Origin of the sequence: Paenibacillus sp. NPDC057886 (assembly GCF_042796655.1) — a bacterium.
Taxonomy (GTDB): domain Bacteria; phylum Bacillota; class Bacilli; order Paenibacillales; family Paenibacillaceae; genus Paenibacillus.
This window is the reverse complement of sequence record NZ_JBHVMZ010000001.1, coordinates 385,859-406,353: the sequence shown is the minus strand read 5'-3', so window position 1 is coordinate 406,353 and position 20,495 is coordinate 385,859. Positions and strand designations below refer to the sequence as shown.

Genomic DNA, 20,495 nt, shown 5'->3' with positions numbered 1-20,495 from the left:
GTTCGATGCCTGACACCCCCCGCTGTATCGTTTAAGGAACCGCCCACTCTGGTCAGTTCAACATTCTTTCACATTGCTTCTATAGTTGCATCCCTGTTCAGCAGGGTCGTTCTCACACGAATCATGGCTCATGTTTATGTAACGTCAAATCTTAGAACCTGGTACTAAACCATAGTATATCTCATCCCGTGTCAAAAAGAAAGGCTGGCTGAACAAAAACAATCCTGCCTTGCGGAGCCTGGCTTCACAGTCCCGAACACAACCAGTAACGAGTCTTACTAAAATATCAAAAACGTATATTGAACTTTATTCAAGAAGATAGAATACAGGTAGAAGTGGCCATTCCTGCGATGCTATAGTTTAAAAAAAGTAGCACCTCATCGAAATGAAGTGCTACTTGATGTCTAGCTATTATTGAGAGATGATCTCTCTTGCTTTGTACGTTCCGCACACTTTGCACACGTGGTGACTAAGTTTAAGTTCGCCACATTGTTCACATTTCACCATGCCCGGTACAGCCAATTTAAAGTGAGTGCGACGTTTGTCGCGACGCGTCTTGGACGTTCTCCGTTGAGGTACTGCCATTATTCCCACCTCCTTATCAAAATCAACCTTTGCAGGTAGTTAGTATTTTGCATAATTCGATCTATACGCTCACGGGAACAAAATACGGACGAACTAAACCATTTCGATCCATTATTTTGCTAATTGAAAGTCGCTCTTTTGATTTATGCAAAATACCCCGTTGTTACATTGTTCGATTTTCACTCATGCTCATTTAAAAAAATCCTTGAGCCCTGCAAGCCGCGGATCGATAACTTGGTTATCACAACCGCAGTCACCTTCGTTCAGCTCATGGCCACACTTGGGGCATAACCCTTTGCATGTATCGCTGCATAGCGGTATAAACGGAAGATCCAGCAGAAAAGCTTCCTCGGCATAACCTTTCAGATCAACGCTCTCTCCATCCACGTAGAAAGTATCGTCGTCTTCGGGCAATTCCTCTGGCTGTTTCCCCTGCTTGAATTGCTCATGAAAATCAATATGAAAATGTTCATTAATCGGCTTAAGACATCGGGAGCATAACATGTCCACTCCTACTGTCAGCTTGCCATGAACATCCACAACGTCGCCCTCTCTGTGTTCTGCAGATAAATCCGCAGTCAGCGGGGTAACGGCTGTGATATCCTGTCGGTTAGAAACCAGTTCCTTGATATCCCACTGTTCATTGAACTGCAGGGGTCGGTCACTGGTAGCCACTTTGCGAAATGGCATTAACATTTCCCATCACTCCAAACGAAACCAATCTCATAATTAAAGATAAACGCCTTACGACAGTTATACAGGTCAAGCCTGACTCTTGCAACACATCATATTCTTGACTGTATGTATTCTGACGATTCATCGTTAAAAGTATTATGAAATTGACTTAACAAACAAAAATCATTATACCGATTTTTCAAGACGTTTGTCAACACTTTTAACTTTACACCCTTTTTTGAAAATGCCGATCCTAATCCGCATTCGATCTCTGATACATTATAGGCTTACTGTAAGTTAAACTACAAGTCATGCATTTTGCATGCCGTCCCGGTCACACATCGTTAATGTTTAGTGTGATCTATATCACACGAAGCTCCCAAAAACCTGCCTATACTTGCTCTAAACAAAAGCACGCTAAGCCCGTCACTGATTTATTCTTCAGCTATTTCATTCATTATCGGGAGGAAATATTATGTTAAGTCAGCATACCATTAAAGTGATCAAGTCTACTGTACCCGTTCTTGAAGTCCACGGTGAAGCCATAACACGCCATTTCTATGAAACGATGTTCAACGCTCATCCGGAACTACTGAATATTTTCAATCATGCTAACCAGAAGCAAGGACGACAGCAAGCCGCACTTGCCAATATGGTATACATCGCTGCCCTTCATATTGATAATCTGTCCTCGATCCTGCCCGCTGTAAGGCAGGTTGCACATAAACATCGCAGCCTCGGCATTGTCCCTGAGCAATATGCGATTGTAGGCACGTACCTGCTGCAGGCAATCCAAGATGTACTTGGAGACGCGGCGACCGAGGAGATTATAACGGCATGGGGTGAAGCCTACAGTGTGATTGCAGAGGCCTTTATCGGCCTTGAGCAGGATATGTACATCGAGGCCGGAGATCAAAGTGGTGGCTGGGAAGGATTCCGTACCTTCAAGGTTGCCAAGAAAGTGCAGGAGAGTGAAGTCATCACTTCCTTTTACCTCGTTCCGAAGGATGGTCTGCCCATTGCCAGCTATGAGCCAGGAAAATATATCAGTATCCGACTTCAACCAGAAGGGCAGGCGTTTACCCAGATTCGTCAGTATAGCCTTTCCGATGCGCCGGGTAAACCGTATTATCGCATTTCCGTTAAACGTGAACGTGCTGTGATGGAGCGTCCTGACGGAGTCATCTCCACGTATCTCCACGATCATGTCGCAGAAGGCAGTCTGGTGGAGTTATCCGCCCCTGCTGGCGACTTCACGCTGAAAGCGGAAGATAAACGTCCTGTTGTGCTCCTAAGTGGCGGTGTCGGCCTAACGCCCATGATGAGCATGTTAAATACACTGGCAGACTTGAACGACAATCGTTCAATTACGTTTGTACATGTAAGTCCGAATGGCCAATCCCATGCTTTTCGTGATCATGTGAACCTTCTGGCTGAACGTAACCATAACCTTAAAGCGTATTATTGTTATACACAACCCGTTGCTTCTGATCGAGAAAACGAGTATTTCCACAAGGAAGGTTATCTGGATGCGACCTGGCTTCGTCAGGTGATTGATGAACTGGATGCCACTTATTATCTGTGCGGTCCCGTTTCGTTCATGCAGGCAGCGTATGCGGAGCTTGAGGCCATTGGTGTTGCAGCGAACAACATCCATTATGAATTTTTTGGTCCCAAGGCCAGTCTTTCTCCTTTACCTGAGATTGTATGACGTTTCGATATGATACGTCATATGTATAAGTCTTATGTAGCTGAATAGCACCGATTAAATAGAATTATAAGATCCCCACTCTTCACAAAAATTCACAACATAAATTGTCTATGCTTGAAGGCACAGTTTGACATCTGCTGATGTTGGATTGATGCCTTCTTTCGTTGCCTGAAGGAATGAATGATTTGATCTACCACAAGTCATCCCCTATGATGGAATGAATGAAACAGCATTGTTTAAAAAGTGTACGGTTATTGAATGTTTGCTTAAAGATATCAACCCAGCTGGCATGATGAAGTTTGTCTATATCTGCATGCACTACATCCCCCTTCATCTCAATCGAAAGGAGTACATCTAATGATGAAAGCCGTAGGCGTCATTGTTGAATATAATCCCTTGCATAACGGGCATGTCTACCATTTGAGTGAGGCCAGAAGACTCAGCGGAGCAAATGCCGTTGTGGCCGTGATGAGCGGCCCTTTCCTCCAGCGCGGCGAACCCGCCATCGTGGGCAAAAGGGCACGCACTGAGATGGCGCTGCATGCTGGCGCCGATCTGGTTCTTGAACTGCCGGTTGCCTATGCTGTACAACCGGCCGAGTGGTTCGCCTATGGTGCGGTGTCTCTGCTGCACCGCACAGGCGTTGTGGACTCGCTCTGCTTCGGCAGCGAGTCCGGCGACCTGGACAGCCTGCAGCGCATTGCGCGCGTGCTGGCTGTGGAGCCCGCAGGGCTGCGCGAGGATATCGCGCGCCGCCTGCGGGAAGGCGCCAGCTACCCCGCCGCATACGCAGGTGCGGCGGCAGCACTGGCGCCTGGCGGCGTCGATGCGGACGCCGCCGCTGCACTGCTGGGGCAGCCCAACAATTCGCTTGGGCTGCATTACCTGATCGCGCTGCAACGGCTGAGCAGCGCGATCAAGCCCTTTACCGCGGCGCGTACCGGTGCCGCGTATCACGAGGCGACGCCCGGACCGGGGGCGATCGCCAGTGCAACCGCCGTCCGCCGCCTGCTGATGGCGGACGGGCCCGACGCCGCCGCACCATACGTGCCGGCGGCAACCCTTGCCATTCTGCGGCGCGAATGGCAGGAAGGGCGCGCTCCCGTGCACTGGGAGCGCTTTGCACAGCCGCTGCTGCACATCGCGGCCACACGCCGTGCCTCCGAGCTGAAGCAGATCGCCGAGGTCACGGAAGGACTCGAACACAGGCTGAGCCGTACTCTTGCTCAGCTCCCGGAGCCTTCAGTCGAGGCGTTGCTGAACGCACTTAAAACGAAACGCTACACTCGCACAAAGCTACAGCGCATGCTGACCCATTTGCTGCTGAATCATACCAAAGCCGAGTGGTCGCCCGAGAAGCTGGCTGAAGGGCCAGCATATCTTCGGGTACTAGGCTTTAATGCACAAGGACAGAGCCTCTTGAAACAGATGAAAAAGACGGCTACTCTGCCTGTTTTGCTGAAACCATCAACCTTTGTCCATAACCAGTTGGAGCTGGATGTACAAGCTCAAGCAGCATATGCACTCGCCTGCGAACACACCAATACACGCATGATGTACAGCGACTACTATGAACCACCTGTGAGACTCTAACTCTACGCTCAGTCATATCCATAGCTGGTTCAACATAAACGATTTTGAAGTCCTCAACACTATTCAATGGATCAGACTCCGGTGATGATGCGTTATTTAATATCGATTACTCAAACAAAACCCCCTATTGCGCACCGATTCGACATCGATGCAATAGGGGGTTTTCACATTATCCTCATATGCATTCAACCATTCTATTAATCAGAATAATTGTTTTATGATTTGACAGACAAGGTTTTCAGATAAGCCAGCGCATCATCCACCTTGCTGACAGGGATGAGTTTCATTTTGGTGCCAATCTGTTCAGCCTTGGCTTCAGCTTCTTTATAATTGTCCTTCGGCACAAAGAAAAACTCCGCTTCTTTCCTGTCTGCCGCAACAATTTTGTGTACAACGCCACCAATGGCGCCAACCACACCTTCTTTGTTAATGGTGCCTGTGCCAGCAATCCGGTGACCTTTCGTCAAATCTCCAGGGGTCAACTGATTGTAAATTTCCAGGGTAAACATCAATCCGGCAGATGGACCCCCTACCTGAGTATCCGTGAAGGATATCTGTTTGTCCGGATCTTCTGCTTTCACCTTCTGAACCGCTCCGATCATGACACCCAGTGCCGGGCGAACTTCACCTGTTTTGCTATCTTTCACTTCAATCAGTTGAACGTCGCGGCTGATGGTCTCTCCGCCTCGCTCCAGTTGCATTTCAACCGTATCTCCGACCTTTTTGTTCTTTAACTGCTCAGACAGCAGTGTATTGTCCGGAGTTGCCGTTCCGTTTACACCCAAAATAATATCTCCAGGCTTAATATCTCCCTTAGGTTTTGGATCTTCGGACAGCCCAAATACAAAAATATGCTCAGGAACAATGGAGTATTTCACTCCCGCCTGCTCATAAGCTGCCTCCATTGCCGAGGATTGCGAATCACTCATGAACCAGACCTGTTCGGCAGAATATTCCGCTTCGCTTTTGCCGCGCAAACGATCTTCTTTTTTATCCACTTGGGCATTTCGATTAAACAAGGAGGTTCCTAGTAAAAACACATTGGCGTATGTTGCCGACACTGTCGTCATCATAAACACACCACGTTCTTCCTTATCCCCCTCTTTCACGGTAACCATGGGTTTTACCTCATCGGCACTGCCAGGCATATAAATGATATATGGCGTTGGCATATATACCGCAACATAGACGACCAGAGCCACCACGATCACAAAGATCGAAGCTCTGAATCCGCCAGATTTCCGAATCCGATTCATTGCATGAGCCCCCGTTCTTTGCGTATCTTTCAATAATTATAAGTCTAACACTCTCATGCTTTTGCATACAATGGTACAGGCCGGATAGGCCGCTGTTTACAGTAGCCTATCCAGTCAAGGCCGAAGCGTCCACGGACGTCATTCGGCCGTCCACAACTAATCCTGGCCGAGTGTATCCGGCACTATCCATATGAGGTGAAACAATGACAATGCAGAGCGAAGTTACGGGCTCAGGGCCGTTACGAACGGTACTTATGAGTACCGGCGCTTTAATGCTGGTAGTTGCAGTAGTTGTATCTCCGAAAGATGCATTCGATGCCTCTATTCAAGGTTTGGACATTTGGTGGAAAATCATCTTTCCTGCCATGCTTCCATTTCTGATGTTATCCCAAATGCTGACTGCATTCGGCTTCACCCATGCGCTTGGCGTCTTACTTGGGCCATTGATGCAGCGCTGGTTCCGTCTGCCAGGCAAAGCCGGACTGGCTATTGCTGTCGGCATGTGCGGCGGCTTTCCGGCAGGAGCGGATACCGCATCCCGCTTAGTGCAGGATCAACAAATTACCGCCAAACAGGCGGGTATTGTGGCAGCAGCAGCTCATTTCGCCAATCCACTGATGATTATCCTTGTCATTGGTGCAGCTTTTCTCCACCAGCCTGCTGCCGGATATTTCCTTCTGATCGTTCACTGGGTTAGTGGCTGGATCGCAACCATGATCGGAGTACGTCTTCTGCCTACGAAATCAAAAAGTACCCGAATCGCCATTCCATCTGCTGATTTGGAATGTAATAAGGTTGCTTCCGAACCAAAAAAGCTCACATCTGCGAGCCAAGCTGCTTCACTCAAAAAGCGTAGCCTATGGTCACAAATGATGTTTTCAGCCCGCGAAGCCCAGGAACGTGATGGGCGCGGGTTCGGCAAATTGCTTGGTGACACGGTCTCCCAAGCTGTACAAACCTTAATGATGACCGGAGGATATATGATTGTGTTTGCCGTGTTTGTTCGGCTGCTCACCCTCTATATCACCCCCGGTACTTCAGTTGCTTTTTGGCCCTCACTGCTGGAGCTCCATCTGGGAACCTATCACCTGAGTCAGAGCCCACTGACACCCGTTCTGCTTATGTCTTTGCTTGCAGCCGTTCTCGGCTGGGGAGGTCTATGCTCTCATCTGCAAGTCTCCGCCGTGCTGAAAGCTGCTGGACTTGCCACAACGTCCATGTTGTATTTTGCCGGAATCCGCCTGCTTCATGCATTGGTTGCATTTTTAATCAGCTTGCTGCTGTGGCTGCCATTCAGCCGTTACAGTTCCGAGGTCTGGGCCACGTTTCAGACCAATCCAGGCAATGGTTTGACACCATTCCTAACCAAACAGTCCCTGGTAGGCATAAACACCTCCGACATCATCGATGCTGTTTGGAGTGGCTTCCCTGCTACCTGTATTGGTCTTGCTTTGCTGATCACCGTCATGATCAGCCTATCCGGGCTGACCTTCTGGTTTAACCGCCGGTTTTCTCGCTGATTTTCTGACGCAGCGCAGCTTCCACTTCAGGTGAGACCAGATCGGTGACATCTCCGTGGTAGTGAGCAATTTCCTTGACAATGCTGGAGCTCAGATAAGAATATTTCGGATTGGTCATCATAAAAATGGTTTCCGCATCCGGATTCAACTTGCTGTTCGTCGAAGCCAGCTGAAGCTCATATTCGAAATCTGTCACCGAGCGGATACCGCGGACAATGACCTGAGCATCTTTTTGCCGTACATAATTCGCCGTCAGATCACGGAAGCTGTCCACTTCCACATTAGGCAGATGACTCGTGACTTCTGTAATGAGACTCTTGCGTTCTTCCACCGTAAACAATGGATTTTTGCTCATATTATTCAATACAGCCACGATGACGCGATCAAACTGCTTCGACGCTCGGGCAATAATGTCCAGATGGCCCATCGTTACGGGATCAAAACTCCCTGGATATACGGCAATTCGTTCCTGACGATGTATCATTTCACTCATGAGGAGCCTCCTCTTCCGCTGTGCTAGGTTCTCCATCTTCTGTTGTTGCAGCAGGTGCATAATGATAGATGGATACAGCTGTCTCCCCATACAATGCCTTGCGCGTTTGTTCAAACGGGCCGAATTGCTCAGGGTAACTATATTTGGATTCATATTCAAGCACGATGGTCGCTTCCGGTTCAAGCAGATCCAGTTCGTGCATCGTAAGCATTAACTCGTCCCCATTTTTCATACGGTAGGGCGGATCCAGAAATACGAGATCAAATTGTGTGCTTCGCTTGGCGAGCGCCTTCAATGCACGACCAGCATCGTTACGATATATGGCCGCCTGCTCTTCCAGCTTGGTTGCCTTCAGATTGGCACGGATCACTTCAATACTTTTCGATTCCAAGTCAACAAAAACAGCCTTGTCCATGCCGCGGCTCAGCGCCTCAATACCGAGACCTCCACTGCCTGCAAACAGATCCAATGCTGTACCTCCCTCAAAATAAGGGCCAATCATACTAAACAACGCTTCCTTCACCTTGTCGGTGGTCGGCCGCGTTCCTGTGCCAGGAACAGCCTTCAGCGGTCTGCCTTTCGCACTCCCAGATACCACTCTCACTGATGAGTCACCTTTTCTCTCTATGTAAGTTTATTGATAAAGCTATCGTACCACAATCGGGTTCAGTTTGAAAAATAGTGCGTCTGCTTTGTCGCCGAAATATTGTTGACGAATTGTTGACGCATATGTATAAAAAGGAAACTTCCAGGCCATCCTGTAATTATCGACATCACAAGTGTCGTAGACAACCGCGGAGAAGACTTACGTTTCCCCATAAGCTCTTCGTCCGGTTTCTCCTCTCCCATGAAAAAGAAGCTCTCGAAAGAGGGCTTCTTTTTGTTGTTTAAACGCTGATACAGAAAGGTCTTGACTCAAAAAGGAAAGAAGCACCTACTTTTCTCAGTAGACGGCTCTAATCCCGCAATTTTCAATTCTGTGCGCAGGATAATTCATCAGTTTTTTTCAACTTCTGGACAAACTTTCATAGTTATAATCCTTATTGAATATGACATTAAGAATTCTCGTTCACTTTAGAGTTGTATTCGTCCTATTACTCTTTGTCGCCCTCTCCTCCATGAAAATGCTCATCCATTATTCGTAAGCCCTCCATGACTCATTACACTTTTTGTAAGGTGTTGCTAGCTATATTTTTTCTTCATCAAAAATTGATGCACCCAACAATAAGAAAACTCCTATATTTTTACACTATTATATTCTTCTTCCATTTTCATTCCCTCCTTGATTCAAATTTAGCATTTATACCTCGATAATAAGAAAATTTTTCCTTTTTAATAATATACCTTTTTAAAAAGCTGTGATATACTCATCTCACCATCAACTTTCTGTTCTCTGAGGTTGCCCGAGAATGCTCTAGTCACTTAAGAGTCCGCCGTTAGACAGAGTGAGTCAAGATGAAAATTCGATCCGAATTAGTGATCACGCTAGAAAGCCCGAAAAACTACTGACGATATCAGTTGACGCTCCTGCTTAAGTAGCAGGAGTTTTTTATTCGAAATAACTACCGCAGAAATACTAGCTAGAATTTACATACAGGGTACTGAAGGATTTTTTGATTTATTTGCTTACAGCAATCAGTTAAGAAAGGGTAGCGGTGTGGCTCGTTTTAGAGTATCTGGAACACATCATTGACTAGGGCGAACCAACCAGCGAACACGGTGCATGTTCTAAGGTTATGGGTGAGGTGGACTTAGATTTTAAATCTATCTGAGTGAATTGTTCGGACCGGATTGGGTATCAGGAGGTTTTTGTATGATGGAAGGCGTTATTGGCATGCTCGCATGGGTAGGAATAATACTCGGAGTCGCTTTTGTTGCCATAGGATTAGTTGAAGGGTCACGAGAAGGAGAACGTTACAATTGGTCGTCCGTAGTGAATGGAAGCCTGATTGGTGGAATGTTTTTGTTGATTGCTTGTGCGTATTGGTTGTATAGGTAGTCAATGCCAAAAATTATCCATTAAGATCATGGGTAAGAGAAATTTCCGTGGTTAAGAAGGGTGAAAAAATAGAGCAGGAGGGATATCCTCACTGCTCTATTTTTTAGTTGGTCGTATATTCACTTACTTCAAACGTCAAAATCTTATCAAAGATCACGTAATCTGTCCGCTTGCTAAATGGCCCTTTGTTGTTGCTGTATTTGTTTATTGCAAATTTAGATGGGCCAATTCCGGTATCTCGAACATCATACCAATTTAGGAACGCATTCACATCACTCATTGGAAGATCGTATTCTTTCACCATGCCAGTAGTCATCGTCACAACAAGAAAAGCGTGCTTCCCAGCTGGTTGTGAAGGCTGCTCAGGTTCTATAGGTGTTGTAATATCTTGAATTCCAAGATCTACCTCAATGACTGCCCATTCATATAATACGTTTGAATTTGCCATCAGTCTCCAACCTTGAGCAGTTATCGGCTGAGGCAAATTAATAATAGTAGTATCATACATCTTCACATCATATGTACCTACATCTTCCCACTGACCATTAATAAGTTTTTGAACAATTACACTAGAAACTGAAAATCCTGCTGTAGGGTGTTGTTGGACTGTTATTTGACTTACAGTAACCTCCTTATCCAAACCAAAATCATAACCAATATAAGCATTACCTTTGGTACTCTTATTTGGAGCGGATTGCCAAAATGGAGCATTATCATCGCTTGATTTTTTGAAAATCCCATCAAAAGCATATTCAGGTTTAGTATTTGGTGCATTACTGCTAGATATTGCTGTTCCTCCAGAAGGTGCAACTGCAGCAGAAATCGCCGAAGCTTGGAAAACCACAAAAGCTAATAAAAAACTGAAGATAATACATATTTTTTTCATAAATTACTCCTTAATAGTTATTTAATTCAATCTTATACAATTAAAAAATCAATGTCTAAACAAATATAACTATATTTTCAATTAAGTGTTAGACGAGAAATTTTAAATAATCAGTAAATTTAAAACTAAGTTATAAACATAAAAAAAACATAATAAAAAAATTGAAATTGCTCAAATTCATTCATTTTTATGTAATTCCCAAACCTACATTTCTCAAAATCCATTTAACGAGCTCCCTATTATTTTTATTTCTAGTTTACGCAGAGGCTAACTTACATTTTACAACTTAAAAAATACCAAAAACCAACTTTTTCTCCTCTCCAATGAAAAAGAAACTCTCAGAAGAGGGCTTCTTTTTGTGTTCCAACACTATCTAACAGGAGTGAAAAATCCTAGAAACCGCTACTCTTGCCATTCAATCCTACTTAGTTGTTTCCTTTTTTGTTACGAATGGATAAATTCAAACTTAACAGCGGAATCAATAATCCCAATGAAGGTAAGACCATATTCCATGACTGGTATCTGACAGATTGAATAACAATAAAGACAATCGCCATCAGGATTATGATCTGTATAATCTGAAATCTGTCCAGATTACGCTTAAATGCCTTTTTAGAAATGATTCGTATAAGGAAATAGGCAACCAAACTATAAAATACTACCATTCCAATAATGCCAAAGAAAACAATTAAAGCAGCATTGCCCAAAATTCCCTCCTCCTTCAACCAACCTAATTTCCTCAATTTTACCATATGAGCGAAAGAGTGTCATCGGAATGCCCCTGCCTGAACTCTCCACACAGCCCCTCATTTACTTCTCTTCACTAATGACTGTCGCGTTATAGATCACAATCCGTTTGCCATTCAGATCAAAAAGCACTTTATTTCCATACTCCGTATCCTGCAAATCAATCTTACCCTCATACGTATGAATCAATTCTCCCGAATTACTGTATACGTTAACCACACGCTCCAGACCCCCGGAGTTGTTGGACCGCATCGTTTTCAGCGCACGTTCACCTGAAGCCGTGTTGAAATACCAGATGAAGCATCCCACGATGATGCCTAGTATGACGAGTATCGTTACCCATACACCTGTTTTTGCTTTTCTGCTCAAAATAAGCCCCTCCTTTATCCGTGTCCAGTACAGTACGAGACAGGTACGGTAGCGGTTTCATAGTTCATCATCTGATAACAGCAAACAGAGGCCCCCAACTTGCGGGGACCTCTGTCCTTTAGCTACATCTTATACAGCGCTATTACAGCGCACGAATGACAAATTCAAATTGCAGTTCGCCGTCCGAGGCGATGCGGTATTCCGGATGAACCGGTGCGCCCCAGCTATCGTCGCCGCCTACGCCCATTTGTTTGCCGGCTACCGTTACAACCGTGTAATGCACCGGAGGCAGCTCATACGTATGTTGTGCATTCTCCAGCTCAAATGCGGTATATGGAGATACATTCAGCTCGACTGGAGCTGCAGCAGATTCAATTTTGAAGCCGCGTCCTGCATTATCAGTCAATTTCGCCCAGCGCACACCCGTACGGTTGCCCGACTCCTGCGGTACAAGATATGGAGCAACCGTATCCGCTACCTTGCTGCCATGGATGCCCAGTCGAGCACCAAATGCACGGTCCGCATAGTTCTCTTCCGGTCCCAGCGCCAGCCACTCTACGTTTTCATAGTCCGGTGAAGTCTTGAAGGAAAGAGCATGAATCGGAAGATCCGGCAGACCTGCCGTTCCTTTATACGTATTATGCACATGCACACTACCATCTGCACGCACGGTATAAGCCACTTTCACTTGTACATCTGCCGAAATATTAAGTTTGTACGTGAATTCAATCCGATATTGATCCGGGTTTTGTTCCGCTTTCCAGTTCACACATCTAGGCAGCAGACTTGCAGCATACCAAGCCCCAAGCTCGAAGCCCATGGCAGTACCCTTATCATTATCGGTGGTCGCACGCCAGAACAACGGCATCGGAGGCTGTGCAATCGTCTCCTGACCTGACAGCTTCAGCGATACCAATGTTCCAAAAGCCTTGGAGAACAGGACATGGGTTTGGCCTACCCTTACCCCGATATTAACGTCCCCTTCAACGACCTGAATTTCATTTGTCAGGTTCAGATCCAACACCGCAGTTTCCGACTTGTCCTGAGCGAATATAAACTGTCCAAAGGCAACTTCCTCGCCTTTTTCTGCCCACAATGTTGCTGCTTTTAATACAAACGCGGTATTCACTGCATATTCCCCATCAGCAAGAGATTGCACATCAAGTGGAAGTTTCACAATGGTCTCGCTTTGTGCCCCCACGTTTACTTCCAGCGTTCCACGCAGCACTTCGTGACCTTCACGATCCAGACTGTATACCAGTTCGAATTCAGACGTGTCCGCAAACAAATTATCGTTAACGATTTTCACACCTTCTCGATCCGGGAACAGCTTGATGTTTTGGTACAGGAATTTGACTTCCTGCATCTTGGCAGACACTTTACGGTCTGCATGCACAATGCCGTCTCCACAGAACGAATAGTCCGAAGGGCGATCGCCGAAATCTCCGCCATAAGCAAGGAACTCTTTGCCGTAACGATCTTTTTTGTAAATGGCTTGATCGATGTAATCCCAGATGAAACCGCCTTGGTACATCGGATACTTGTCTTCCAGTTCCGTATACTTATGCATACCGCCAATGGAGTTACCCATGGCATGCATGTACTCACAGCTGATATATGGTTTTTCCGGATTCGCGTTTAAGAATTCCTCAATGTCCGCCGGTTTGGCATACATGCGCGATTCCATGTCACTCGTCTCGTTGAAACGACGGTCATGGAAGACCCCTTCATAATGAACGAGACGAGTCGGATCTGTTGTTTTAAAGTACTGAGATACTTTATAGATAACTTCACCACCATGAGACTCGTTACCACAAGACCAGATCAGAATGGACGGATGGTTTTTATCCCGCTCTACCATCGACACCGCGCGATCCATAACGATATCATGCCACTCTGGACAGTCACCAGGAATAACCCATGAAGGCTCAACCGCACCCAGTTTCTGCCATGATCCGTGCGTCTCCAGGTTCATTTCATCAATCACATACAATCCATATTCATCACACAGTTCATACCATAGGCTTTGGTTTGGATAGTGAGATGTACGAACAGCGTTCATATTGTTTTGTTTAATAGTCTGAACATCCCACAGCATGTCTTCCTTGGTTACAGCGCGTCCGCGACGCGGATTGAATTCGTGACGGTTTACCCCTTTGAAAACAATACGTTTACCGTTGATATGCATCACTTTATCGATCATTTCAAATGTACGGAAGCCAACGGCCTGAGGCACAACCTCCAACAGCTCGCCTGCTGCATCATATACTTGAATGTACAAACGATACAGGTAAGGAATCTCTGCACTCCACAGATTTACTTTGCCAATCTCCTCACGAAGACTCACCAGACCATTGGTAACTTCAATACCACCAAATATTTTCACCGTGTTGCCTTCAGCATCCCGCAGTTCAGCCTTCACTTTGGCTCCAGCAGCAGCTTTTCCTTCAAGTTTTAGATCAACATTTAACGTACCATTGATATAAGAATTGTCCAGATCCGTCACAACCCGCACATCGCGAATATGCGCAGCCGGCACAGTATACAGATACACATCTCTGAAAATGCCGGAGAACCGCCAGAAATCCTGATCTTCCAACCAACTGCCTGTGCTGCGTTGATACACTTCCACAGCCAGTTTATTCTCTCCGTCCTGAAGGAATGGTGTCAGATCAAAATCGGATGGCGTGAAGCTGTCTTCCCCGTATCCGACAAATTGTCCGTTAAGCCATACATAGAACGCAGATTCCACACCCTGAAACGAAATATATACCGGACTGTTCTGCCAGCCTGTTGGTAAATGGAATGTGCGAACATAACTGCCTACCGGGTTTTGGTCCTGCGGTAATGCAGGCGGACGCAGATCGTTTAAGCCATCCCAAGGATATTGAGTATTTACGTATTGGATCTGACCGTACCCTTGGAGCTGAATATGCCCCGGCACTTCAATATTATCCCATCCGTCACTGGAGAAGTCCTGTTTATAAAAAGCTTCGGGGCGGCAATCCGGACGGATCGCATAATTAAATTTCCACGTTCCGTTAAGGTCGTAACGCATAGCCATTGCACCGGATGCTTTCGCTTCTTCCATAGTACGGTAATAGCGATGATCCGAGTAAGCGTTAAGGCGGTTTACTTCAAATACGTTCACATCGCCCAGCCAGTTGATATCTGCATGTGTTGCTTTCATTCGGCTCTCTCTCCCTCTTGAAACAAATATATTTATTACTTATTCAGTACAGATTCTTATTTTCCTTTTCCAAAAACCACAAACAATCCTTGACAAACAGAAAGGCAGAGGCACGCCTGCGGCGGCCTCCACTCTCCCTGCAATGCAACCCTTTACATGCAGGTATGAACGTTATTCCATTATTTCACAGAACCAACCATTCCGGCGACAAAATGTTTCTGCATGATGAAGAATACGATTGCTGTCGGCAGCGTGGCAATAACGATCGCTGTCATAATTACGCCATAATCTGGAGCGTATCCCGAACCGAGATTCGAAATCAGCAGCGGAATCGTTTGTTGGTCAGGCGTTTGCAATACAATCAGCGGCCACAGATAGTTGTTCCAGCTGCTCATGAATGTGATAATCGCTGCTGCTGCGTATGTTGTTTTCATCGTTGGCATGTAGATCTTCAGGAAGATCCCCAGCTCGCTCAGTCCATCAATACGTCCAGCTTCCAGCAGATCTTTCGGGAACATTTTGGTGTTCTGACGGAAGAAGAAGATCAGAAACGCTGTCGTAATGGTTGGCAAAATGACGGATGCCATGGTGTTGATCCCGATGACCGGTGTAACACTTGAGATCGTTGCAAACATACGGTACAGTGGCACCATAATCGCTGCGAACGGAATCATCATGGATAACAACAAGATGTTAAACACAACATCACGGGATTTCGTACGATATACCTCAAAGCCATAACCTGCCATCGAACCAATCAGCAGAGCCAGAACCGTTGAGACAACGGAGATAATAGCCGAGTTCCCCAGAGCCTGCACCAGATTGGTCGAGTCAATCAGTTTGTTGAAGTTATCAAGGAAAGCCGAACCTGGCAGCAATCTGCCTTTGGTAACATCGACAGATGCATTTGTAGAGCTGACCAGCATCCAGAAAAATGGAAAAATGGATACAAAGGCGACGATGGATAGGAAGACGTAAGTGAAAATCCGTTTTGCTTTAGCTTTAGCCATTTTTATTATCACCTGCCACTTTAAACTGGATAATGGACAATATTATGATCAAAATTACGATGGAGTAAGAAACGGTTGCCGCATATCCGAAGTCCGGTGAATATTTGAACGAAAGGTTGTAGATATATTGCGAAATGGACATGGTCGCGTTACCCGGACCACCTTTGGTAATGTTCATAATCTCATCAAAGATCTGCAAGGTACCGATGGTCGATGTAATGGATGTGAAGAGGATTATCGGTTTGAGCAAAGGTACGGTAATTTTGAAAAATTGGGTGAATGCATTGGCTCCGTCAATTTTGGCTGCTTCATAGATCGATTGATCTATATTTTGCAGAGATGACAGATAGAAAATCATGTTATATCCGGTCCAACGCCAAGTCACGGCGATTATGATCGTAATTTTAGCCCAGAACGGGTCCGTGATCCATTGAATTGGAGTGCCGATGATGTGCAAGCCCAACAACGCCTGGTTCACCATACCATCCGGTGCAAACAAATATTTGAATACAACCGAGTAAGCTACGAGTGAAGTAACACAAGGCAAGAAAATGGCTGTACGGAAAAAGCTGCGGAAACGCAGTGTGCTGTCATTTAGCAATACGGAAATGAACAAACCGAGAATAATCATTACAGGTACTTGAATGATCAAGTAAATGAACGTATTCGATAATGCTGTACGGAAAGTTGTGTCAACCAACAATCTCTTGTAGTTCGCAAGGCCCGAAAATTCAAGGTTGGCACCTTTGCCAGACTTGAATGATAAGAGCAGCGCTTGAATCATCGGATAGAAGTAGAATGCTACAATTCCGACAACAGCCAGCAAAACAAAAGCCCATCCAGTCAAATTATTTTTCTTTTGGAGACTGTCTCCTGTATTTATGGCTTTCACAGTATGGCTCCTCTCTCTCCATGGAACATGGGTAGAACCTACAGAGCCTCTCGCCTTGTCCGGTTCAGCTTGCGCCAGACAAGGGAGACGGCTCCGATGTTACCTAGGGTTCTATAAGTTACCTTGGGTATCTTAGTTTAATTGTGCTTCAGCTTGTTTTTGTGCATCGGCTAGAACGTCATCAATTGCTTTACCGTTCAGGTACGCTTGCATTTCAACAACCAGAATGTCTTCAATTGCATATGTGTTACTACCGTAGTTTACATTTGGAATTTCTTTGGTCCATGTTGCAAAATCACTATAGATTTTTTGACCGCCGAAGAACTCGTCTGCCTTGTTGTATGCATCACCATCTACAGCCGGTTTGTACGTACCAATAGCACCAATGTTAGTCAACAAGTCTTGATACAGTTGTTTGTCAGAACCAAATGTTTTTGCCAGGAAGTCAGCTGCTTGATCTGCACCAGGAACGTTATTCATAACATACCAGGAGCTACCACCCAGGTTGGATGCGTGTACAGAGTTTGGTTGGCCAGCCATTTTTGGCATTGGAGCTACAGCCCATTTACCGGATTGGGAAGCTTCTTGACGTACAGATGGTGAGAACCAGTTACCTGTAGGAATTGTTGCTACGCTACCGTTATTGGCGTTGGCAACAAATTGACTCCAGTCAGAGTGCAATTTAACAATGTTGGCATCCATCATTTTTTTGTACGTTTCGAAAGCTTCTTTCAATGCAGGGTTGCTGCTGATGTCAGGTGTCTTGCCATCTTCTGCAGTGTACCATTTGCCTGCAGTCTGGATCATCATGCGAATGATTCCAAGATCATTCGGGTCAAGAGACAGCAGCTCTTTACCTGTTTTTGCTTTTACGTCTTTACCGATTTGGATGTAATCATCCCAAGTGATGTCTTGCAAGTCAGCAGCCTTGTAGCCCGCTTGTTCCAGCAAGTCCGTTCTGTAGTACAAACCTGCTACGCCGGAGTCAAATGGAACTCCATATTGTTTGCCCTCATAGGATGTTGGTCCAATTTTGTAATCTGCAAAATCGGAAGCTTTAATCGTGGAAGACAAATCTTTGAATGCATCAGGATATGCACTCAGGAAGCTTTGTGAACGATAGTCCTCAATCAGAACGATGTTAGGAAGACCGCTGCTTGTTCCAGAGTTCAGGCCTGTGTTCAGCTTCTGAATAATAGCATCTTGAGCATTCTCAATGATGTTGATTTTCAGATCGGGATTTTGTTTCTGATATGCTTCTTTTGCTGTTTCAAGTGCAGCAACGTTAAATGCTTTGTCCCAAGCCCAAATTGTGATCTCGTTTGTTTTTTCGTCACCACCGCTAGCCGTTTTGCCTCCACCGCCGGATGAACATGCGGACAACAACAGGACAGTAGCGAGCATCAATACCCACATTTTTTTCAAATCATTCAACTCCCCTTCAACCTCTTTGTGTGTAATTTGTTTACGTTTTCTGAAAGCGGTTGCTTTCGATGTAATCATCTTATCATTCCCAAATCGTCATTCGTTAGTAATAATTTTGTGCCGATTTGTCATCTTATTGCCACAATGAAAACCTTTACAGAAACCGCTTGCATTAATTTTGGATTATGGTAATTTCTTTTGAATTTGTACTTTTTCCATCTAAAATGTTTACCAATGATCCTTTTTGCTTCATCCGATGGATATTATTTTGCATTAAAAAGAGCCCTCCTATTCTGCTACAATGCAGCGTTCGGAAGACTCTTTCGGAGCGGTCAATAAAGATTCGCAGCTCGTTGTGCCATTATTGAGTGATTAAAGGGAGCGTCACCGTCACTCTGGTTCCCTCGCCAGGCGTGCTCATGATCGTAACACCGTATGGCGTACCATAGAGCAGTTGAATTCGGTCGTGAACATTACGTATACCGATTCCACTAAACAGCTGTCGATTGTTCTTCGGATTGGGCAGCGACTCTCCCATGGAGAACCCCTCAATCCCGTCGCCATTGTCCATAATCTCACAGATCAGTGATTCACCTGCTCTGGACACCATCACATGAATCGTTCCTGTATCCTTCTTGATAAAGGCATGGAAGAACGCATTCTCGATAAAGGGCTGAATCACCAGCTTGGGCACATGATAAAGGGTACAATCCGGGGATATATAGAAAGCTGCCTTGATCCGTCCGCCGTACCTGACGTGATTAATGAACACATAATTTTTTAAATTCTCCACTTCCTGCTCCACCGTGACCGTCTCACTTACATCACTAATCGTATTTTGCAGGAGCGAGATCAATGCGTTGATGGTCTCGGCTGCACGATCCTTATTGCCTTGCTGTACCAGCACCTTAACCGAAGCGAGTGTATTGTATAGAAAATGAGGATTAATCTGGCTCTGCAAAGCAGCAAGCTCCGCATTTCGTTGCTCACGTTGAGTCATCACCAGTTGATCCACATAATCATGCAGTTCGTCCAGCATGTAATTGTAAGCATGACTCAGTTGTCGGCTCTCATAGCTGCCACTGACCGGAATATAATTATCCAGATCACTTTTCGTAATATTGGACATCTGTTTCACCAGCCTGCGGAGCGACTTGGTAATCTGATTCGTAATAAGAAACACCAGCACAAGTGCTCCTGCAACGATAGCCGCACAGATCAGGGCAATGGTCTTCATATCCAGCAGTTGTCCCATCGCCTGCTCCTTATCGACCACATTGACGATATAGAAGCGATAAATGGGTAAGTATTCCGACAGAACAACGCTATCTTGCTCCATTACATGTGCGTTAACCCCTTTACTGTTATCATTGCTCATTTGTCTCGCATACGATAGCAGTTGCAATTGCTGAGTCCCGATCCAATCTTCCCGATTGGAGGAAACAATCTCCCCGTTTTCGTTCAGGATGACCACATCATTGCCCCTGCTTGTAAAGCTACTATAGAACTGACGGAACATACGCTCTCTCATCGTGACGTATAACATGCCATACATACTGCCCTCGCTTCGATTGGTCAGCGCTTTGGTCGCGGATATCATCTGTTCTGAACCCGAGCCCTCGTCGAGACGATAATCGTCGAAAATCAATCGGCTGGGCAGCTTGGTCGCCTCCATCGTAATAGGCATCTGTTTCAGCTCGTCTACCGACATGCTCAAGTGAGAACGATCGGTTGAATACGTGCGTCCGTTGATGCCACTTATCGTGATGCCCACCTCATACGATTCGGTGATGGTCTGAATTCGATCCATCGCCTCTCGCATATGATAGTAGGACTTCGCCATTGTAAGTGAATCGCCCTCACCTTCGGACAAAAAGCCGCGGATCGAGCCGCTCTGGCTCACATTGTTGGCTACCGCTGCGATGGCATCATTAAATGACTCAAAATTCGTTTTGATCTGGTTCAGCACTTTGGAATTGGTAATGCTGAACGTCTCGGTAAACAGTCGGGTCGACATGTGGATGGTCGTCCACAGGATAAGTACCGACACGAGAACAATGCTGATCACCATAACCAGAAACAATTTTGGAAAAAGTCCAAGCCTTGAAAAGGCATTCATCCATTTCTTCATTTATTTCTTCCTT

The 20,495-nt window shown here is 45.6% G+C and carries 17 protein-coding genes; 4 read left to right on the top strand and 13 right to left on the bottom strand.

The features are described from left to right. Positions 1 to 411 precede the first annotated feature (411 nt). Together rpmF and ACFVQB_RS01765 are read right to left on the bottom strand one after the other, a co-directional pair. Positions 412 to 585: a 50S ribosomal protein L32 gene (rpmF, locus tag ACFVQB_RS01770; RefSeq protein ID WP_017689233.1), complete on the bottom strand. Its 174-nt coding sequence runs from the start codon at positions 583 to 585 to the stop codon at positions 412 to 414. Positions 586 to 774: 189 nt separating this feature from the next. Continuing rightward, the gene (locus tag ACFVQB_RS01765; protein WP_090895887.1) at positions 775 to 1,281 is read right to left on the bottom strand and encodes a YceD family protein; all 507 of its coding nucleotides are present in this window, start codon (positions 1,279 to 1,281) and stop codon (positions 775 to 777) included. 454 nt (positions 1,282 to 1,735) lie between these two features. On the opposite strand from ACFVQB_RS01765, the gene hmpA reads away from it, so the two are divergent. Together hmpA and ACFVQB_RS01755 are read left to right on the top strand one after the other, a co-directional pair. Continuing rightward, entirely contained in the window at positions 1,736 to 2,971 is a 1,236-nt protein-coding gene (hmpA, locus tag ACFVQB_RS01760) for an NO-inducible flavohemoprotein (RefSeq protein WP_379434723.1), read from the top strand. 360 nt (positions 2,972 to 3,331) lie between these two features. After that, positions 3,332 to 4,564, top strand: coding sequence for a nucleotidyltransferase (locus tag ACFVQB_RS01755; protein WP_379436251.1), 1,233 nt, complete (start codon positions 3,332 to 3,334; stop codon positions 4,562 to 4,564). A 215-nt stretch (positions 4,565 to 4,779) separates the two neighbouring features. Here the strand turns inward: ACFVQB_RS01755 and ACFVQB_RS01750 are convergent, their stop codons facing one another. Then, entirely contained in the window at positions 4,780 to 5,820 is a 1,041-nt protein-coding gene (locus ACFVQB_RS01750; protein WP_379434721.1) for a SepM family pheromone-processing serine protease, read from the bottom strand. Positions 5,821 to 6,023: 203 nt separating this feature from the next. On the opposite strand from ACFVQB_RS01750, the gene ACFVQB_RS01745 reads away from it, so the two are divergent. Beyond that, positions 6,024 to 7,340 carry a nucleoside recognition domain-containing protein gene (locus tag ACFVQB_RS01745; RefSeq protein WP_379434719.1) on the top strand — a complete coding sequence of 439 codons (1,317 nt, stop codon included), beginning with the start codon at positions 6,024 to 6,026 and terminating at the stop codon, positions 7,338 to 7,340. Here the strand turns inward: ACFVQB_RS01745 and coaD are convergent. Together coaD and rsmD are read right to left on the bottom strand one after the other, a co-directional pair. Next, on the bottom strand, positions 7,318 to 7,824 hold the full coding sequence (gene coaD, locus ACFVQB_RS01740; protein ID WP_090807427.1) for a pantetheine-phosphate adenylyltransferase: 507 nt from the start codon (positions 7,822 to 7,824) through the stop codon (positions 7,318 to 7,320). The genes ACFVQB_RS01745 and coaD overlap by 23 nt on opposite strands. Position 7,825: 1 nt before the next feature. Continuing rightward, entirely contained in the window at positions 7,826 to 8,437 is a 612-nt protein-coding gene (gene rsmD / locus ACFVQB_RS01735; protein ID WP_379434717.1) for a 16S rRNA (guanine(966)-N(2))-methyltransferase RsmD, read from the bottom strand. 1,209 nt (positions 8,438 to 9,646) lie between these two features. Between rsmD and ACFVQB_RS01730 the strand changes: the two genes are divergently transcribed. Beyond that, entirely contained in the window at positions 9,647 to 9,832 is a 186-nt protein-coding gene (locus tag ACFVQB_RS01730; protein ID WP_379434715.1) for a hypothetical protein, read from the top strand. Positions 9,833 to 9,935: 103 nt separating this feature from the next. On the opposite strand, the gene ACFVQB_RS01725 is transcribed toward ACFVQB_RS01730, so the two are convergent. The 8 genes from ACFVQB_RS01725 to ACFVQB_RS01690 form a co-directional block, all read right to left on the bottom strand. Next, positions 9,936 to 10,718: a discoidin domain-containing protein gene (locus ACFVQB_RS01725; protein WP_379434714.1), complete on the bottom strand. Its 783-nt coding sequence runs from the start codon at positions 10,716 to 10,718 to the stop codon at positions 9,936 to 9,938. A 425-nt stretch (positions 10,719 to 11,143) separates the two neighbouring features. Continuing rightward, positions 11,144 to 11,425, bottom strand: coding sequence for a hypothetical protein (locus ACFVQB_RS01720; RefSeq protein WP_379434712.1), 282 nt, complete (start codon positions 11,423 to 11,425; stop codon positions 11,144 to 11,146). Between the two features lie 103 nt (positions 11,426 to 11,528). Further along, on the bottom strand, positions 11,529 to 11,834 hold the full coding sequence (locus tag ACFVQB_RS01715; protein ID WP_379434710.1) for a hypothetical protein: 306 nt from the start codon (positions 11,832 to 11,834) through the stop codon (positions 11,529 to 11,531). A gap of 142 nt (positions 11,835 to 11,976) precedes the next feature. Beyond that, positions 11,977 to 15,024, bottom strand: a complete 3,048-nt coding sequence (gene lacZ / locus ACFVQB_RS01710; RefSeq protein WP_379434708.1) for a beta-galactosidase, LacZ type — start codon at positions 15,022 to 15,024, stop codon at positions 11,977 to 11,979. Between the two features lie 179 nt (positions 15,025 to 15,203). Then, complete coding sequence (locus ACFVQB_RS01705; protein ID WP_247902118.1) at positions 15,204 to 16,034, bottom strand: carbohydrate ABC transporter permease; 831 nt, start codon at positions 16,032 to 16,034, stop codon at positions 15,204 to 15,206. After that, on the bottom strand, positions 16,027 to 16,926 hold the full coding sequence (locus ACFVQB_RS01700; RefSeq protein WP_379434706.1) for a carbohydrate ABC transporter permease: 900 nt from the start codon (positions 16,924 to 16,926) through the stop codon (positions 16,027 to 16,029). Before ACFVQB_RS01700 ends, ACFVQB_RS01705 begins: the two co-directional genes overlap by 8 nt. 132 nt (positions 16,927 to 17,058) lie before the next feature. Beyond that, positions 17,059 to 18,351, bottom strand: a complete 1,293-nt coding sequence (locus ACFVQB_RS01695; RefSeq protein ID WP_379381216.1) for an ABC transporter substrate-binding protein — start codon at positions 18,349 to 18,351, stop codon at positions 17,059 to 17,061. Between the two features lie 361 nt (positions 18,352 to 18,712). After that, positions 18,713 to 20,482 carry a cache domain-containing sensor histidine kinase gene (locus ACFVQB_RS01690; RefSeq protein WP_379434704.1) on the bottom strand — a complete coding sequence of 590 codons (1,770 nt, stop codon included), beginning with the start codon at positions 20,480 to 20,482 and terminating at the stop codon, positions 18,713 to 18,715. Between the last annotated feature and the right edge of the window lie 13 nt (positions 20,483 to 20,495).

Excerpts from the sequence above, each read along its gene's own strand:
- ACFVQB_RS01765 (WP_090895887.1), bottom strand. The coding sequence starts at position 1,281 with ATGTTAATGCCATTTCGCAAAGTGGCTACCAGTGACCGACCCCTGCAG.
- ACFVQB_RS01690 (WP_379434704.1), bottom strand. The coding sequence starts at position 20,482 with ATGAAGAAATGGATGAATGCCTTTTCAAGGCTTGGACTTTTTCCAAAA.
- lacZ (WP_379434708.1), bottom strand. The coding sequence starts at position 15,024 with ATGAAAGCAACACATGCAGATATCAACTGGCTGGGCGATGTGAACGTA.
- coaD (WP_090807427.1), bottom strand. The coding sequence starts at position 7,824 with ATGATACATCGTCAGGAACGAATTGCCGTATATCCAGGGAGTTTTGAT.
- ACFVQB_RS01705 (WP_247902118.1), bottom strand. The coding sequence starts at position 16,034 with ATGGCTAAAGCTAAAGCAAAACGGATTTTCACTTACGTCTTCCTATCC.
- ACFVQB_RS01755 (WP_379436251.1), top strand. The coding sequence starts at position 3,332 with ATGAAAGCCGTAGGCGTCATTGTTGAATATAATCCCTTGCATAACGGG.
- hmpA (WP_379434723.1), top strand. The coding sequence starts at position 1,736 with ATGTTAAGTCAGCATACCATTAAAGTGATCAAGTCTACTGTACCCGTT.
- ACFVQB_RS01750 (WP_379434721.1), bottom strand. The coding sequence starts at position 5,820 with ATGAATCGGATTCGGAAATCTGGCGGATTCAGAGCTTCGATCTTTGTG.
- rpmF (WP_017689233.1), bottom strand. The coding sequence starts at position 585 with ATGGCAGTACCTCAACGGAGAACGTCCAAGACGCGTCGCGACAAACGT.
- ACFVQB_RS01745 (WP_379434719.1), top strand. The coding sequence starts at position 6,024 with ATGACAATGCAGAGCGAAGTTACGGGCTCAGGGCCGTTACGAACGGTA.
- ACFVQB_RS01725 (WP_379434714.1), bottom strand. The coding sequence starts at position 10,718 with ATGAAAAAAATATGTATTATCTTCAGTTTTTTATTAGCTTTTGTGGTT.
- ACFVQB_RS01730 (WP_379434715.1), top strand. The coding sequence starts at position 9,647 with ATGATGGAAGGCGTTATTGGCATGCTCGCATGGGTAGGAATAATACTC.